Here is a 17,406-nt window from a genome sequence, read left to right on the forward strand (position 1 = left end):
TGTATATATTTTTTATTGATTGATTAAAATGAGTAAACAACACCACCGTAAACCCCTGTAGATTTACCAACGTTTCTACCACTAACATAACTACTAACTCCTGCTGTTATACCTACAGATGCATCTAATGGCACAAAACCATTAACACCTATTCTTGTATAGTTTACACGTGTTGCAGGAAAAAAGCCTTCAAAACCTTCGCCTAAAATGTCTATACCATCTTTATCTGATAATTGGTTAGCAACAAATGCATCTACGTAAAATTTAGAGGATGCATACCCTAACTTTAATTCTGTGATAAAAGCATTTGGAACATCGTTACCTCTTAAACTGTAACCAGCCTGACCTGTTGCAAACATTCCTGAATCGTTTTTAAAAGTAGCAATACCAAAAGCACTAAACTTAGTCGACTCATTTCCAATAGCAATAATAGATTGCAAACCTTCATCTGCTCTGTAACTACCTAAAGGTGTTTCTAAACCAGCAGCTCCAATTAAGGATAAAGAGTTTTTATCAAAATCAAAAGTGTGAATTTTATACTTCGCATAAATTTTTAAATCTTGAAATCCTTTTCTTTCATTTTGAAAGCCATTATTTGCTAATACTTCACTACTTGCATTTCCTTCAGATTTAATATAAGGTACATTTAATACAATATTAAAATTATCGGTAACACCAATTTCTCCGTATAAAGAAATACTTGTTGTAGTTACATCATTAAATACAGGTACTCCGTCTACTTCATTAGGTACTAAAAATACCTTACTATAAGATTCTTGAGAATAAGATAAGACCAAAGCGCCTTCTCCTGTTTTTTTCATAAATCCACTTACTGGGCTCTGAGCCATACAAATAGTGGTAAACATCATGCATAATCCTGCAAGAGTTCCAATGTTATTCATTTTTTTAATTGTCATAATTGTTTTGTTTTAAATGTTAGTGACACCATACTTACGTAAAAAAACAAGTAGCGGTTTTAAAATTTTAAAAAAAACCTTAAACTAAATAATTTCGTATGTATTAAACACAAGAAATAACCGACTAAACAAGAAATTGACATGTTTAGGTATTTTATTAATTAACCTATAAATAGTAACTAACTAATTTCAATTCACTAAAGAACAAGAAACTATAAACAAAAAAACAATATGATTCTTAAATATGCATTATGTCTCTTTTTTATTTCAACCTATGCTCAAAATGAAAAAGAATTTGTTCAAATTTTTAATACACAAGGAAATTTACAATCTAAAGGATGGATTCAAAATAATGAAAAGGTAGATTTCTGGACTTTTTATCATTCAAATGGTAACATTTCAAAAAAAGGTCATTTTAATCACGATAAAAAAAATGGATATTGGTACTTTTACACCGAAAATAATATATTATTAAAAGAAGGCACTTATACGAATGATTCTGCTAATAATTGGTGGACCTTCTACAGTAATAAAGAGAAGAAAAAAATTCAGTTTAAAAATGGTGTTAAAGATGGTTATGCATTGATTTATAAAAATAATCGTCTAAAAAAAGCAGAACATTATAGTGCAAACGAAAAAACGGGAGAGTGGACATCTTATTTTATATTTAAGAAAGATAATCCAAATGTAAATTTTTAATGGATCAACTAATAAAAGTAATTATACCTGCTTATAACGAGCAAGATTCTATAGCAAATGTTATTAACGACATTCCTAAAATAGTAAACGAAGTTATTGTAATTAGCAACAACTCTACAGATAATACAGAAGTTAATGCAAAAAACGCAGGGGCAACTGTTTTAACAGAAACTAGAAAAGGATATGGTTTTGCTTGTTTAAAAGGGATGGAATACATTAGTAAGCAAGAAACAAAACCAACTATTATTGTATTTCTAGATGGAGATTATTCTGATTACCCAGAACAGTTAACAGAATTAATTCACCCAATATTGCATGATAATATCGATTTTGTAATTGGTTCTCGTGTAAAAGATACGAGAGAAAGTGGTTCTATGACGCCGCAACAAGTCTTTGGGAATTGGCTAGCTACCTTTTTAATGAAGTTATTTTTTGGCGCAAAATATACAGATCTAGGGCCTTTTAGAGCTATAAAACACGATAAACTACTAGCCCTAAACATGGTAGATAAGACTTATGGTTGGACGGTAGAAATGCAATTAAAAGCATTAAAACAAAAATTAAGTTACGTAGAAATTCCTGTAAAATATAGAAACAGAATAGGCGTTTCTAAGGTATCAGGTACTGTAAAAGGAAGTATCTTTGCAGGAATTAAAATATTAGGTTGGATTTTTAAATACAGTTTTAAATAGTGGTTATAGAATACATTATCATAATTATTTACTCGTTATCGTTATTGCTCATTTTTATGTATGCATTAGCGCAATTAAATTTACTTTTAAACTATTTAAAAGCAAGAAAGAAAGTAGATAACTCAGAAAAATTTAATTTCTCAAATACAAATGAGATTCCGTTTATTACCATACAATTACCCGTTTATAATGAGTTGTATGTAATGGAGCGCTTGTTAAAAAACATTGCGTTATTAGAATACCCAAGAGAAAAGTTAGAAATTCAGGTTTTAGATGATTCTACCGACGAATCTGTAGAAATAACTGCGAAACTTATCAAAGAAATTCAAGCGCTTGGTATAGACATTCAGCATACTAGAAGAAGCAATAGACAAGGCTTTAAAGCAGGTGCGTTAAAAGAAGGTTTAAAAACAGCCAAAGGAGAATTCATCGCTATTTTTGATGCAGATTTTTTACCAGAACCAGATTGGTTATACAAAACTGTTCCTTATTTTAAAGCCCCAGAAATTGGTGTTATTCAAACACGCTGGGGGCATATTAACAGAGATTATTCTACGCTTACTAAAATTCAGGCTTTTGCTTTAGACGCACACTTTACGTTAGAACAAGTAGGTAGAAATAGTCAAGGACATTTTATCAACTTTAATGGTACTGCTGGTCTTTGGAGAAAAGAGTGTATTTATGATGCTGGTAACTGGGAAGGAGACACGCTTACTGAAGATTTAGATTTAAGCTATAGAGCACAATTAAAAAATTGGAAATTTAAATACCTAGAAAACGTAGTTACACCGGCAGAATTACCGGTAGTTATTAGCGCTGCTAGATCTCAACAATTTAGATGGAATAAAGGTGGTGCAGAGAATTTTCAGAAGATGATGAAACGTGTTATTAAAAGTAAAAACGTTCCTTTTAAAACTAAAATTCATAGTTTATTACACCTGTTAAACAGTTCTATGTTTACATGTATTTTCTTGGTAGCAGTTTTAAGTGTACCTATGTTGTACATTAAAAATGAATATGCGCATCTAAAAATATACTTTTATGTAATGAGCTTTTTTGTAATAAGCTCACTAATATTTTTTGTTTGCTATTGGTTTATGTTTAAAGCAATTTATGGTGGCGGATTTGTAAAATTCATAAAATATATTGGATCTTTTTTCACCTTTTTCTCCATTGCAATGGGGTTTTCTTTACACAATACAATTGCTGTTTTAGAAGGTCATTTAGGTAAAAAAAGTGAATTTATAAGAACTCCAAAATTCAATATTAATGGATTAAAAGGAGAATGGAAAAGCAACAAATACATAAAGAAAAAGCCATCTTTTCATGTTATTTTGGAAGGTTTATTGGCTCTATATTTCGTTTTTGGTATGTACAGTGCATTTGTTGTAGGAGACCAAGGTGGAGATTTTGGTTTATTTCCTTTTCACTTAATGCTTTTTATTGGGTATAGTTATGTATTCGTTAAATCAATATTCTCGAAAGTTTAATGTCGTCTTTTACCAAATACAAAGACGTATTCCTAATTTTAATTAGCACACTTTTATATGTAATTTTTGCCTATTATTTAGAAAGAACAGAATTCTATAAACTTTTATTTTTATGGTTTTCACTTTTTACTTGTTTCTTTTTTTTGATAAAAAGCAAATCTATAAACATCTCAACTTTAATTGGATTAGTGATTCTTTTTAGGTTGATTTTTCTCTTCGCTATCCCAAATTTATCTCAAGATTTCTACAGATTTATTTGGGATGGACGTATGATTCTTGAAGGATTAAATCCGTATTTATCGTTACCAAAAACCTACATTCAACAAGGTCTTCACCCAATAGCAGAAACATCTAATTTGTATGCTGGTATGGGAGAAATGAACGGAAGCCACTACACCAATTACCCTCCTATAAACCAACTCTGTTTTTTAATAGCTGCGTTGTTTGCTAGTAAAAGTATATTTGGTTCTATTGTAGTTTTAAGACTGATTATTATTCTTGCTGATATTGGAATTCTGTACTTCGGAAAGAAACTACTAGAAAGATTAAACTTGCCTGTAAAAAACATTTTTTTGTATGCGTTAAATCCGTTTATAGTTATAGAAATGACAGGTAACTTGCATTTTGAGCCAGTTATGTTATTTTTCTTAATTTGGAGTTTTTACAAATTACATCAACAAAAATGGATATGGGCCGCAGTTCTTTTAGCCTGCTCTGTTTCTGTGAAGCTAATTCCGCTATTATTTTTACCTTTGTTTTTTCAATGGTTTGTAAACAATAAGATCAATGCCACAAGCATAAAAAAATCTTATAGTGATAAAAAATTAAAATGGATTACTACCTTCTCGGGAATCAAAAAATTGATAGGTTTTTATGCAATAACATTATCAACCATCATCATTCTATTTCTTCCTTTTTACTCATCTGAATTCGTTAATAATTATGCTAATTCTGTAGGCTTATGGTTTCGTAATTTTGAATTTAATGCAAGTTTCTATTATATTTTTAGAGAAATTGGTTACCTATTTAGAGGTTATAATGAGATTGCAATTATTGGGAAAATCACTCCCATTTTAACGATATTATTTTTAGTCATAATCACTTTTTTTAGAAAAAACAACGCTTTAATTCCATTAATCACAGCAATGTTATTTGGATTGTGTTTTTATTATTTCACGGCAACAACCGTACATCCTTGGTATTTGGCAACACCTTTAATTTTATCCATTTTTACGAAGTATCGCTTTCCAATAATCTGGACAATTGTAATTATTTTTAGTTATCAAGCCTATGCAAACAATCCTTGGGAAGAAAACCTGTGGTTCGTTGGTATAGAATACGTTATCCTCTATGGGTTTCTTATTTTTGAACTTCTAAAGAACCGTAAATATTATAAAATTGTAAAATAATTATTTTATATCATAACTATGATTGGAATTTTGTATTTTAGTCTTTAATTTTTGAATCTAATATGAAAAGACTTACCATAAAAGACATTGCTAAAGAATTTAATGTTTCTATTTCTACTGTTTCTAAAGCACTTAACGACAGTTATGAAATTAGCGTAAGTACAAAAGATAAAATTCAAAAATACGCGAAAGAGAAAAACTACAAACCTAACTTTAATGCACTAAGTTTAAAGAATAGACAGACCAAAACTATCGGAATTATCATTCCGAATATGTTAAACTATTTTTTTGCGCAGGTATTTAACGGTATCGAAAAAGTTGCCAACGACAGAGGTTATAAAATAATTTCATGTATTTCTAATGAGTCTTTTAAGAAAGAAGTAGAAACTATTGAAATGCTTTCTAACGGAAGTATCGATGGTTTTATATTATCGCTTGCAGAAGAAACCGTTTCTAAAGGAGATTATAAACACTTTCAAGAAGTTTTAGACAATGCGACTCCTATTGTTATGTTTGATAGAGTTGCTGAAAAATTAAAATGTGACAAGGTGGTTACAGATAATTTTGACAGTGCTAGAAGTACCGTTTCTTATTTAGTAAAATCTGGTCATAAAAACATTGCCTTTATTTCTACAATGAATAATTTAGATATTGGAAGAAGAAGACAATTAGGTTATTTAAAAGGTTTAGAAGATTACAATCTTAAAGCCGAAAAAAACCTCATCATAAATATTGATGACAACTATAAAAACTACGAGAATATTTTAACTCCTATTTTTAAAGACAACACCATAGATAGTGTTATTGCTACAGACGAATCTTCTGCTATTGCAGCAATGAAAGTAGCTATAAAACAAGGACATAAAATTCCAGAAAACTTTTCTGTTATTTCCTTTTCTAACGGAATCTTAGCAAGACACTCTAGCCCAAGAATGACTACTGTTAGCCAACACGGAGAAATTATGGGAGCTACAGCTGCAGAAATGCTAATAAACAGACTAGAAGACAAGTCTAAGGTGAAGAAAAAGCATGAAACTGTTATTGTTAAGACAGATTTAGTTGAAAGAAATTCTACTAAAAACATATTATAAGTCCACATCTATTTACAGCACAATGAATTTATCTAAAGTAAAATTAGTAGTTTCTGATATGGATGGAACATTACTAAACTCAAAAGGTGAAGTAAGTACCTTATTCTTTGACTTATTTAAACAACTGAAAGAAAAAAAAATTACTTTTTGCGCTGCAAGCGGAAGACAATATAATAGTATCGTTTCTAAACTAGATGCCATTAAAAATGATATTTATGTAATTGCAGAAAATGGTGGAATTGCAAAAAAAAATGATGACTTATTAGTCATAAATTTACTTTCTGCAGAAAAAATTAAAAAAATTCTTCCGATTTTAAATAGTATAGAAAACTCTCATGTAGTTTTGTGTGGAAAAAATGGGGCATTTATAGATTCTAAAGATGAAGATTTTATTGATTTGTTTCAAGAATATTATACCAAATACCAAATTGTAGATGATTTATATAGCGTTATAGACAAAGAGGATTTCTTAAAAGTAGCAATTTATCATTTTACATCTTCAGAACAATACGTATACCCACTTATAAAAGATTTTGATGAAGACTTATTAATTAAAATCTCAGGAAAAAACTGGTTAGATATTTCTGATAAAAAATCAAATAAAGGAAATGCTTTAAGAAAGGTTCAACAAATCTTAAATATTACCAAAGAAGAAACGATGGTTTTTGGTGATTACCATAATGATATAGAAATGTTAAGAGAAGCCGATTTTAGTTTTTCTATGAAAAATGCTCATAAAGACATTACCAAAATTGCTAATTACTCTACCGAAAGTAATGATAATTATGGTGTAGAAAAGGTATTAACACAATTAATAGAAGCTAAGTAACAAACTTGCTTTTATCTAGTAAGCAAGTGTTGTCCAATAGATATTGTATTATCTTTTAATCCGTTAATTTCTTTAATTGTCTCAACAGTTGTATTAAATTTTCTAGCAATAGAGTACAATGTATCTCCTTTTTTAACCTCATAATACTTACCAATAGTTTTCTTGGTTCTAGCATCATCCGTCACAACATCTATATTTTTATTGCCTCCTCTATTTTTTATTTTATCAAATTCATGTAATCTATAGTCTTCAATAATTTTGATAAGTTTATTTGGATATTTTTTATCCGTGGCATATCCTGCTCTTCTTAACCCTTTAGCCCAACCTTTATAATCATCACTATCATAATCAAACAAAAAAGCATACCTTCTTCTTTGTGTTAAAAATGCAGAATGATCATCATAAGAAGATTCTACATATTGGTATTTTCTAAAGCATTCTCCTTTATGATCATCGTCATGATAAACGCGTTGTCCTTGCCATTCACTATGACATTTTATACCAAAGTGATTGTTAGATTTTAAAGCCAATTCGCTCCTTCCTCTACCCGATTCTAAAATACCTTGGGCTAACGTAATACTAGCAGGAATTCTATGCAAATGCATTTCTTTAACAGAAACTGCTGCATATTTTCTAATATAATCTAAAGTTTGTTTATTTAAATTTGAGTTTTTAGTTATTAAATCTTTAGTTCGTTCTACTTCACTTGATGTAGCTATTTTTACAGGCTTCGGTTCATTTAAAACAACACCAGCATCCCTTTTAGTTCTACTAGCTTTTTTGCTAGACCCACAACTTGATAAAATTAATAAACTAACACAAAATAATACAACTCTTAACTTCATATACTTTTAATTATTGGCTCATTTTTCTTTTCTAACATCTGGTTAAATCCAGCAATTCCCTGAATTCCTCCTGTATGAATTGCCAAAATCTTAGTTCCTTCAGCAAAAAAATCTTTTTTAATTAAATCTACAATACCAAACACCATTTTCCCCGTATAAATAGGGTCTAATAGAATGCCTGTTTTATCTGTAAAATCATTAATAAACGTAATTAATTCTTCACTATGCTTGGCATAACCTCCAAAATGATATCCTTTTTGTAATTTCCAATTATCATTTTTAATGGTATATTTTTTTATCTCTTCGGATAAAAAATTTCCTTTCAACGCAGGGAAACCTAATACCTTTTGTTTTCTTTTTAACGTTTTTATCAAACCAGCTAACGTACCTCCAGTACCAACTGCAGCACACACGTAATTAAACTGAGCATCTTCTTTTGTTAAAATTTCCTCACAGCCATTCACTGCTAAAAAATTTGTTCCTCCTTCTGGAATTAAATAAAAATCGCCCCATTTATTTTTCATTTTCTCTATAAAACCAAAAGACGTTTTTTGTCTATATAATTCTCTGGATACAAAATGAAATTTCATACCATGCTCATGCGCAACCTTTAATGTTGGGTTTTCCTCTAAAGTTTGTTCTAAGTTCTTTCCCAATTCCTCACCTCTAATAATACCAAAGGTTTTTAAGCCTTCCATATTACCAGCAACAGCAGTTGCAACAATATGATTTGAATACGCACCACCAAATGTAAGTACCGCCTTTTTTTTAAGTTTTTTAGCTTCTTCTAAATTGTATTTTAATTTTCTAAATTTATTCCCCGAAACAAAAGGGTGAATTAAATCTTCTCTTTTTATAAAAAGTTCTATATTTTTTTCTTCTAAAATAGGAAGAAAAACTTGTTGGTTTTGAGCGATAAATTCACTCTCGAAAAAGGTTTGGTTTGTATTACTCAATGTTAAGAATTTGTTACCGCAAAAATAACAGATATTATTTTGATACCTACATAATCTTCACTTTTTAAAGTTAAAACTGCAACTTAACATACTTTTTAGAAGAAACATACCCAAAACACCTTTAAATTAAACCCTTACCTAAAAACCTGCCATTAAAAAAGCTTACAAATAGTGGCTAAAGAAAGAAACAATTCTATTTAGATTTTAAAAATAGCTTATAAAAACAGAAATAAGCTCTTAATTTTTTAAGAATCTCATATAAAACCGTCAAATATTACTACACAAAAGGAATAAATCATTGCTTTTCCTACAAGGTAAAGTAAGCTTGTTTATACTTAGAAATAACTAATTATCACTCATTAAAAAATAAATCAAAATAGTTGATTGTTTTTTTAGCAATAATAAAACTAAAAGAAAAGAAGATTTTCATCAACAGAAACCACAAAAAACATTAAAACAAACGAGTAATAAACTAATTAACACCTGTTATCACGATAGTTAACAATAAAAAATTAATTGCAAAATAATTGTATTTATTTTTTAACTCATGTATTTTCAATCAAAAAAAAGTATAATTTTACTTAAAATATATATCGCGATTATGCTTCTTAAATGAACAAATACATTGTTGCCAATCAACCAGAAAAATGGCTTTTTTCTATTGATAATATTACCGTAATTTCCTCACAAGAATACCTTACCAATCCAAAATATTCTACCATAAAAAAAGCGAGGATATTTAACCTTTGTAAAAACTACAGCTACCAATCTAAAGGCTACTATGTTTCTCTATTATCAGAAGCGAGAGGTCATTTAGCCATACCTACTGTAAAAAATATTGTAGATTTAAAAACACTGAAACTCGTAAAAATAGTTTCAGAAGAGTTTGATGATGAGATTCAGCAAAGTTTAAAAAACATAAAATCTAGATCCTTTACTTTAAGTATTTATTTTGGTCAAAATGTTGCACAAAAATACAAAGGACTCAGTAGCTTATTTTACAAACATTTTCAAGTACCGTTTTTACGTGTAAATTTCGATTTTAACAACAAATGGAACATACAAAGTATCAAAGCTATTTCTGAATCTGAAATACCAAACGAACACCTAGAATGTGTCTATGAATTTGCGAATCAATATTTTTCTAAAAAACGATATGACACACCTAAGTTAGCTACGTCAGATTTTGATTTGGCCATATTAGTAGATCCAAATGATCCTGCGCCTCCAAGCAATACCAAAGCCTTAAAAAAGTTTGTGGATATTGCTGAAAAGATGAATATCTATGCAGAAATTATTGAACCAAAAGACCTCAGCAGATTGTCTTCTTTTGATGCTTTATTTATTCGCCAAAGTACAGAAGTAAATAACGAAGCCTACGCATTTGCACGCAAGGCCCAACAAGAAGGAATTGCTATTATCGATTACCCAGATGCAATTTTAAAATGTTGCAATAAAGTGTTTATGGCAGAGGCTTTAAATAATGCCAATATTGCAACGCCAAAAACAATTATTGTACATAAAGACAACATGAATACTGTTATTGATAAAGTAGGTTTGCCTTGTGTATTAAAAGCACCCGATTCTACCTTTTCTTTTGGTGTAAAAAAAGCAAAAACAGAAAGCGAGTATGCTAATTTAGTCAATGAAATGTTGAAAGAATCTGACCTTATCATTGCGCAAGAATTTTGCCCTTCTGATTACGATTGGAGAATTGGTATTATTGATGATAAACCCTTTTTTGCTTGTAAATATTACATGGCAAAAGGACATTGGCAAATATACAATTGGAATGCAAAAAAGAAGAAAGAGCAAGATGGTGATGCAGATTGTTTACCGATAGAAAAAGTGCCTAAAAAAGTTTTAGACATGGCTTTAAAATCGGCAAGAATTATGGGAAAAGGTTTGTACGGAATAGACATTAAAGTTGTAAACAACAAACCGATGGTTATTGAAATTAACGACAATCCAAATGTAGATTTTGGTGTAGAAGATGCCTTTTATGGTGATGTAGTGTACACAGAAATTTTATCAGCATTAAAAAAACGATTAGAATAAAATGGGAACAAAATATAAATTGTTTGAGGTTTTTGGTATCGAATTAGAATACATGTTAATTAATAACTCCTCTTTTAAAGTTGCACCAATTGTAGATGTTTTATTGACAAAAAAGAATGGAGAACTTACTTCTGATATTGATAATGGAACCATTGCCTGGAGCAACGAATTGGTTGCACATGTTGTGGAAATAAAAACAAACGGACCTACAGCAGATCTTACCAACTTATCGGAAGAATTTCATAAAAACCTTCTAGAAATTAATGCTATTTTAAAACCGTTGAACACAAAATTATTACCAACGGCTTGCCATCCTTTAATGAATCCTTTGCAAGACACACAACTATGGAAACATAGTTATAGTGAGGTGTACGAGTTATATAACCGAATTTTCAACTGTAAAGGTCACGGTTGGTCTAATGTACAAAGTACGCATATTAATTTACCTTTTTATGATGATGTTGAGTTTGAAAAACTACATGCTGCAATTCGTGTTATTTTACCTTTAATTCCGGGCTTATGTGCTAGTTCTCCTATTTTAGAAGGCAAACTTACAGGTTTTAAAGACACCCGATTAGAGTACTACAAAACCAACCAAAAAGAGATTCCGGAAATGACTGGTAAGGTTATTCCTGAGCAAGTTTTTTCTAAATCGGATTATCATAAAGCTATTTTTGATCCTATTAAGACAAAAATAAAAAAACACGACACCAACAATATTTTAGATCATCATTTTCTAAATTCTAGAGGAGCCATTGCTCGTTTTGATAGAAATGCCATCGAAATTAGATTGGTAGACATACAAGAATGCCCAAAGGCAGATATAGCTATTTGCGCGTTCATTATTGAAGTTTTAAAACAATTGGTCAACGGAAAATTAGCGAGTTTAGAAATTCAAAAAAGCTGGAACGAGCAAGATTTATTCAATATTTTAAACCCAATTATTAAGGTCGGGGAAAATTGTAAAATCAGCAATAAAGAATACTTAGCTCTTTTTAATCTTTCTGATGATTACACCGTTAAAGAAGTTTGGAAACATCTTTTTGAATTGGTAAAAGAAAATATTTCTGAAAACTATAAAGAAGCATTGCAAATTATCTTTAAACACGGAACATTGGCAACAAGAATAGAAAATGCTCTTAGCAATGATTTTTCTGAAGAAAACATTATAAATACCTACAACAAATTAGCAGATTGTTTAGAAACCAACACGCTTTTTATTCCAAATAATTAGGAATGAAACTAGTAATCACCTGCGAACATGGTGGAAATGAAATTCCAGAAAAGTTCCAGATTCTTTTTAATAATAAAGAAATTTTAAATACACACAAAGGATTTGATTTAGGTGCTTTAGATGTTTTTAACGCGCTAAAGCACTTAGCAATTTATACTAATTATAGCACAACGAGTAGATTATTAATAGAGCTAAACAGATCGCTTTGGCATAAAAACTTGTTTTCAGAATACACAAAACACCTATCGAATTTAGAGAAAAAAGACCTCATTAAAACATATTATAACAGCTATAGAAATAACGTAGAGAATGAAATTGAAACACTTATTACCAACCAAAATACTGTTGTACACCTTTCTATACATTCGTTTACACCTATTTTAAATGATCGTATTAGAAATTGTGATATTGGTCTTTTATACGATTCATCAAACCAACAAGAAAAAAAGACAGCTTTACAACTTAAAGAAGCTTTGCATACTATAAATCCGAATTGGCATCTACGCTTTAATTATCCCTATCTCGGAAAAGCAGATGGATTTACAACGCATTTAAGAAAGCGTTTTAAAGAAAACTATATCGGAATTGAGATTGAACTCAATCAAAAATTTTCTAAAAACAACATTATGAATTATCAACTTAAAGAAGATTTACAGAAAGCGATTTCTAACATATTAAAATAAAAAAATACCGAGAGACAACACTATAAAAAAACGTACAAATAAAACTTAAATTTATTTGTTATTTTTCTTACTTTCTAATTAAACGTTGCCAAATAAAAAGAGTCATATTAAAAAGTAAAATTTATTCGGCATCATGAAAAAAAACAGACTCCTTATTTTTTGTTTACTAACTACAATGGCATGTAGCAACAACAATGACTATTTAACAGACACAACGGACACAGCAGAAACAACTCCTAATTTAGCTTATCCTTACCCTATCGTTGACACTGAAGAAACCACATTTTACACAGATGTAAACACCATTTCATCCGTAAGCATACACGAAGATTTCTACGGACAAGATGCTAACTATACAGGAAACCACCCCTCTTACACAAATAACGGAGACGGTACTATTACAGACAATGTAACAGGTTTAATGTGGGAAAAAGATATGGGAGAAAAAATTAGCTACGAAACTGCTTTTACGAAAGCTGAACAAGCTACATTAGGTGAATATAATGATTGGAGAGTTCCTACTTTAAAAGAACTGTATTCCTTAATTTTATTTACAGGTCAAGTAGAAGGTCAAAAAGCTGTTGCATTCTTTATAGATACCAATTATTTTAATCAACCACTAGGAAATATAAACATCGGAGAACGAGAAATTGATGCTCAAACATGGTCTTCTACAACCTACGTGGGTCTCACTATGAATGGAGATGAAACTGTATTTGGAGTTAATTTTGTAGATGGCCGTATTAAAGGATATCCTAAATATAAAGCAGGTACCGAAACCCCAAATACTATGTATTTTAGAATGGTAAGAGGAAACATGGACTATGGTAAAAATAATTTTATTGACAATGGAGATGGTACCATAAGCGATACCGCTACCGGCTTAATGTGGCAAAAATCTGACAATGGTATTGGAATGGATTGGAAAACATCTTTAAGCTATTCTGAGAATTTAGAATTGGCCAATTATTCTGATTGGAGATTGCCTAATGCTAAAGAATTACAAAGTATTGTAGATTACTCTAGATCTCCGCAAACTACTAACTCACCAGCAATAGACCCTATATTTGAAACAACAGCAATTATTGACCCCAATAATAATAGCGGTCAATATCCTTATTTTTGGACAGGAACTACGCACTTAGACGGTGTTACTCCATATTCTGGCGCTGTATATATTGCTTTTGGAGAAGGACAAGGAAAAATGGAAGGTGTTTTAATGGATGTACATGGCGCAGGATGCCAAAGAAGCGATCCTAAGAGTGGTAATGCAGACAATTATCCCGATTATTTTGGTCCACAAGGAGATGTAAGATATGTTTATAATTATGTAAGAAGTGTAAGAAATATAGACAATTAAGTGATTATAAAATCTAAAGAACTCACTTTAAATTTTGATACCTCTTTAATGACAAACGTTAAAATGAGGCATAGAAATCATAAAAACTAAAATTTCAATCAAAAAAAACTCCAAATACATTAAATGTATTTGGAGTTTTTTTTTGAATAGCTCTAAATTTCTATCCACATTTAGAAGAACCACAATCTTTACAGGTTAAACACCCTTCTTGATAAATTAAATTTGTAGAATTACAATTACCACAAGTATGTCCTTTTACTTCCGTACCATCTTCTACATAACGTTTTAAAGCACGTTGTACTCCGTTTTTCCAAGTACTGATAGATTCAGAATCGAATTGTAAACTTTGTATCAATTCTACAATTTTATCAATTGGCATTCCATGACGAATAGTTCCCGAAATTAGTTTTGCATAGTTCCAAAATTCTGGATTAAACTTATGAGACAACCCTTCTATCGTTGTTTTATAACCTCTTTTATTTTGATATTGAAAATCGTATCTAGTAAGTCCTTCTTCGTTTTTATTTTTAATGATCAAGCCTTTGTCTACCCAACGCGGAATTAAAATTCCGTCTTCATCATCTGTTAATCCTGTAAAAATTTCATAAGGTCTGTTATCAACTAAACCTACAAAAGCAATCCATTTTTCTTTCTGATTTTGAAAACGAACCACATCTGCTTCTAAAATTTGAGGACGTTTCTTAGAAAAATTTGTAGTTGTAACTTCTTTCTTATCATCTGCCGAAATTAAAACACCAGAACGAGAACCATCTCTATAAACGGTTACCCCTTTACAACCAACTTCCCACGCTTTTAAATACAATTCACCAACCAATTCTTCTGTTGCATCATTTGGTAAATTAACAGTAACACTAATAGAATGATCTACCCATTTTTGGATAGCTCCTTGCATTTCTACTTTGCTATTCCAATCAATATCATTGGAAGTTGCTTTGTAATATGGAGATTTTTTAACCAATTCATCAATTTCTTCTTGCGTAAAATTCTTAGAAGAATCGATATTATTTACTTCCATCCATTGTTTAAAACGATGATGAAAAACAACATATTCTTCCCAAGAATCGCCAACCTCATCCACAAAATCTACTCTAATCCCTTTATCATTTGGGTTCACCTTTTTTCTACGCTTATATACAGGCATAAAAACAGGCTCTATACCAGACGATGTTTGTGTCATTAAACTAGTAGTTCCTGTTGGAGCAATCGTTAACAAGGCTATATTTCTACGACCATGTTCTAACATTTCATAATACAGTTTACTATCTGCTTCTTTTAATCTTAAAATAAAAGGATTCTCTTTTTCTCTGTCTGCATCAAAAATAGCAAACGCACCTCTTTCTTTTGCTAAATTTACAGAAGCTCTATAGGTTTCAACTCCTAATACTTTGTGCACTTCAGTAGAAAAAGTATTTCCTTCTTCACTTCCATAACGAATATTTAAAGCAGCCAACATATCTCCTTCAGCAGTAATCCCTATCCCTGTTCTTCTACCTTCCTCTGCTTTATGCTTGATATTCATCCACAGATTTCTTTCAGTTGCTTTTACAACTTCCTCTTCTGGATCTGCATCAATCTTTGCTAAAATTCCATCAATTTTTTCTAATTCTAAATCAATGATGTCATCCATCATTCTTTGCGCAACCACAATATGTTTTTTGAACAATTCAAAATTGAATTCAGCTTTTTTTGTAAACGGGTTTTCTACATAAGAAAACAAGTTCATCGCTAATAAACGACAAGAATCATACGGACATAAAGGAATCTCACCACAAGGATTTGTAGAAACCGTTTTATACCCTAAATCTGCATAACAATCTGGCACAGACTCATTGATAATCGTGTCCCAGAATAAAATTCCTGGTTCTGCAGATTTCCATGCATTGTGTACAATTTTCTTCCAAATTTTAGTAGCTTCAATTTCTTTGGTATACAAAGGGTTTTCACTAAACGTGGGATATTTTTGCAAGTACGTTCCATCTCCTTTTACGGCTTTCATAAACACATCGTCAATTCTTACTGAAACGTTTGCTCCAGTAACTTTGCCTTGCTCTAGTTTTGCATCAATAAAATCTTCTGCATCTGGATGATTGATAGAAACAGATAACATTAACGCTCCTCTTCTACCATCTTGCGCAACCTCTCTAGTAGAATTTGAATAACGCTCCATAAAAGGGACAATTCCTGTTGATGTTAATGCAGAATTTTTTACTGGAGATCCTTTAGGACGGATATGAGACAAATCATGTCCAACACCACCTCTACGTTTCATTAACTGTACTTGTTCTTGGTCTATCTTCATGATTCCTCCGTAGGAATCTGATTCGCCATTGTTACCAATTACAAAACAGTTAGACAAAGATGCAATTTGAAAAGGATTTCCAATTCCTGCCATCGGACTTCCTTGAGGAACAATATATTTAAAGTTTTTTATCACCTCAAAAATGTCTGATTCCGTTAACGGATTGATATATTTTTGCTCTACTCTTGCAATTTCCGAAGCAATTCTTTGATGCATTTCATCAGGTGTGCTTTCGTAAATGTTATCAGCAGAATCTTTTAAAGCATATTTATTTAACCACACACTTGCAGCTAATTCATCGCCTTTAAAATAGTTAAGAGCAGCTTTTAAAGCTTCCTCTCTAGAATATGTTTTTGTTGGAGTAAGTATTGTAGAAGATTTCATTGTATTATACAGCAATTAGATTATTTTTTGTCGGATAAATATCCCACAAATGTACAACCTAAAAGATGACAATTATCATAAAGTTTACAAGAAATAAAATTAAACAACTAAAAATCAACTAAATAAAACTTATCAACACAAAAAAGTTAACAAATAAATTTATTTTTACTAAATTATTATTACGTAAAATGACATCACTAAAAATCAGCATTTTAAAATTTATTTAGACCATTTGTATAAAAAATAAAGGACTTTTAATCATAAAAAAAGACTTAAATAACACCCTTTTTCGACTTTTCAGTAAGCAATATTTTAAACTCCGGAAAACTATAAAGTTTTATGTTTTTATAATGATTCTAAACAAGTATTATCTTTTAGAATACTTAAACGTAACTTCAAAAGCAATCTATTTATTTATAAATAGTAGTAATCAATTAAG

14 protein-coding genes are annotated in these 17,406 nt (G+C 30.4%); 10 read left to right on the top strand and 4 right to left on the bottom strand.

Going from position 1 to position 17,406, the window contains the following annotated elements:
- Positions 1–23: 23 nt before the first annotated feature.
- Positions 24–917 (bottom strand): hypothetical protein, encoded by an 894-nt coding sequence (locus H0I29_RS02575; protein ID WP_254712685.1) that lies wholly within the window; start codon positions 915–917, stop codon positions 24–26.
- A 231-nt stretch (positions 918–1,148) separates the two neighbouring features.
- On the opposite strand from H0I29_RS02575, the gene H0I29_RS02580 reads away from it, so the two are divergent.
- The 6 genes from H0I29_RS02580 (at position 1,149) to H0I29_RS02605 (ending at position 7,127) form a co-directional block, all read left to right on the top strand.
- Positions 1,149–1,616 (top strand): toxin-antitoxin system YwqK family antitoxin, encoded by a 468-nt coding sequence (locus H0I29_RS02580; RefSeq protein ID WP_218731271.1) that lies wholly within the window; start codon positions 1,149–1,151, stop codon positions 1,614–1,616.
- Positions 1,616–2,308 carry a glycosyltransferase family 2 protein gene (locus tag H0I29_RS02585; protein ID WP_218754311.1) on the top strand — a complete coding sequence of 231 codons (693 nt, stop codon included), beginning with the start codon at positions 1,616–1,618 and terminating at the stop codon, positions 2,306–2,308. The genes H0I29_RS02580 and H0I29_RS02585 overlap by 1 nt, the downstream gene beginning before the upstream one ends.
- Positions 2,308–3,798: a cellulose synthase family protein gene (locus H0I29_RS02590; protein ID WP_218754312.1), complete on the top strand. Its 1,491-nt coding sequence runs from the start codon at positions 2,308–2,310 to the stop codon at positions 3,796–3,798. Before H0I29_RS02585 ends, H0I29_RS02590 begins: the two co-directional genes overlap by 1 nt.
- On the top strand, positions 3,798–5,207 hold the full coding sequence (locus tag H0I29_RS02595; RefSeq protein ID WP_218754313.1) for a mannosyltransferase: 1,410 nt from the start codon (positions 3,798–3,800) through the stop codon (positions 5,205–5,207). The genes H0I29_RS02590 and H0I29_RS02595 overlap by 1 nt, the downstream gene beginning before the upstream one ends.
- A 62-nt stretch (positions 5,208–5,269) precedes the next feature.
- Entirely contained in the window at positions 5,270–6,298 is a 1,029-nt protein-coding gene (locus tag H0I29_RS02600) for a LacI family DNA-binding transcriptional regulator (protein ID WP_218731275.1), read from the top strand.
- A gap of 22 nt (positions 6,299–6,320) precedes the next feature.
- Positions 6,321–7,127 carry an HAD family hydrolase gene (locus H0I29_RS02605; protein ID WP_218754314.1) on the top strand — a complete coding sequence of 269 codons (807 nt, stop codon included), beginning with the start codon at positions 6,321–6,323 and terminating at the stop codon, positions 7,125–7,127.
- 11 nt (positions 7,128–7,138) lie between these two features.
- On the opposite strand, the gene H0I29_RS02610 is transcribed toward H0I29_RS02605, so the two are convergent.
- Both H0I29_RS02610 and H0I29_RS02615 read right to left on the bottom strand, forming a co-directional pair.
- A complete protein-coding gene (locus H0I29_RS02610) occupies positions 7,139–7,972 on the bottom strand; it encodes a glucosaminidase domain-containing protein (RefSeq protein ID WP_218754315.1) in 834 nt (277 codons plus the stop codon).
- Positions 7,969–8,889, bottom strand: coding sequence for a 1-aminocyclopropane-1-carboxylate deaminase/D-cysteine desulfhydrase (locus tag H0I29_RS02615; RefSeq protein WP_218755181.1), 921 nt, complete (start codon positions 8,887–8,889; stop codon positions 7,969–7,971). The genes H0I29_RS02610 and H0I29_RS02615 overlap by 4 nt, the downstream gene beginning before the upstream one ends.
- A gap of 651 nt (positions 8,890–9,540) precedes the next feature.
- Between H0I29_RS02615 and H0I29_RS02620 the strand changes: the two genes are divergently transcribed.
- The 4 genes from H0I29_RS02620 to H0I29_RS02635 all read left to right on the top strand — a co-directional run bounded on the left by H0I29_RS02620 (position 9,541) and on the right by H0I29_RS02635 (position 14,263).
- Entirely contained in the window at positions 9,541–10,986 is a 1,446-nt protein-coding gene (locus H0I29_RS02620; protein ID WP_218754316.1) for a RimK family protein, read from the top strand.
- Between the two features lies 1 nt (position 10,987).
- Positions 10,988–12,220 (top strand): glutamate-cysteine ligase family protein, encoded by a 1,233-nt coding sequence (locus H0I29_RS02625; protein ID WP_218754317.1) that lies wholly within the window; start codon positions 10,988–10,990, stop codon positions 12,218–12,220.
- 2 nt (positions 12,221–12,222) lie between these two features.
- A complete protein-coding gene (locus tag H0I29_RS02630) occupies positions 12,223–12,903 on the top strand; it encodes an N-formylglutamate amidohydrolase (RefSeq protein ID WP_218754318.1) in 681 nt (226 codons plus the stop codon).
- A gap of 133 nt (positions 12,904–13,036) precedes the next feature.
- Positions 13,037–14,263, top strand: a complete 1,227-nt coding sequence (locus H0I29_RS02635) for a DUF1566 domain-containing protein (RefSeq protein ID WP_218754319.1) — start codon at positions 13,037–13,039, stop codon at positions 14,261–14,263.
- 160 nt (positions 14,264–14,423) lie between these two features.
- Here H0I29_RS02635 and H0I29_RS02640 read toward each other — a convergent pair whose 3' ends face one another.
- Positions 14,424–16,967: an adenosylcobalamin-dependent ribonucleoside-diphosphate reductase gene (locus H0I29_RS02640; RefSeq protein ID WP_218754320.1), complete on the bottom strand. Its 2,544-nt coding sequence runs from the start codon at positions 16,965–16,967 to the stop codon at positions 14,424–14,426.
- Between the last annotated feature and the right edge of the window lie 439 nt (positions 16,968–17,406).

This window comes from Polaribacter sp. R2A056_3_33 (genome assembly GCF_019278485.1).
In the GTDB taxonomy this organism is placed as follows: Bacteria; Bacteroidota; Bacteroidia; order Flavobacteriales; family Flavobacteriaceae; genus Polaribacter.

Bases quoted from the DNA above. Each gene is read 5' to 3' on its own strand.
- H0I29_RS02610 (WP_218754315.1), bottom strand. From the start codon at position 7,972: ATGAAGTTAAGAGTTGTATTATTTTGTGTTAGTTTATTAATTTTATCA.
- H0I29_RS02635 (WP_218754319.1), top strand. From the start codon at position 13,037: ATGAAAAAAAACAGACTCCTTATTTTTTGTTTACTAACTACAATGGCA.
- H0I29_RS02620 (WP_218754316.1), top strand. From the start codon at position 9,541: ATGAACAAATACATTGTTGCCAATCAACCAGAAAAATGGCTTTTTTCT.
- H0I29_RS02600 (WP_218731275.1), top strand. From the start codon at position 5,270: ATGAAAAGACTTACCATAAAAGACATTGCTAAAGAATTTAATGTTTCT.
- H0I29_RS02595 (WP_218754313.1), top strand. From the start codon at position 3,798: ATGTCGTCTTTTACCAAATACAAAGACGTATTCCTAATTTTAATTAGC.
- H0I29_RS02605 (WP_218754314.1), top strand. From the start codon at position 6,321: ATGAATTTATCTAAAGTAAAATTAGTAGTTTCTGATATGGATGGAACA.
- H0I29_RS02575 (WP_254712685.1), bottom strand. From the start codon at position 917: ATGACAATTAAAAAAATGAATAACATTGGAACTCTTGCAGGATTATGC.
- H0I29_RS02625 (WP_218754317.1), top strand. From the start codon at position 10,988: ATGGGAACAAAATATAAATTGTTTGAGGTTTTTGGTATCGAATTAGAA.
- H0I29_RS02640 (WP_218754320.1), bottom strand. From the start codon at position 16,967: ATGAAATCTTCTACAATACTTACTCCAACAAAAACATATTCTAGAGAG.
- H0I29_RS02585 (WP_218754311.1), top strand. From the start codon at position 1,616: ATGGATCAACTAATAAAAGTAATTATACCTGCTTATAACGAGCAAGAT.
- H0I29_RS02630 (WP_218754318.1), top strand. From the start codon at position 12,223: ATGAAACTAGTAATCACCTGCGAACATGGTGGAAATGAAATTCCAGAA.
- H0I29_RS02580 (WP_218731271.1), top strand. From the start codon at position 1,149: ATGATTCTTAAATATGCATTATGTCTCTTTTTTATTTCAACCTATGCT.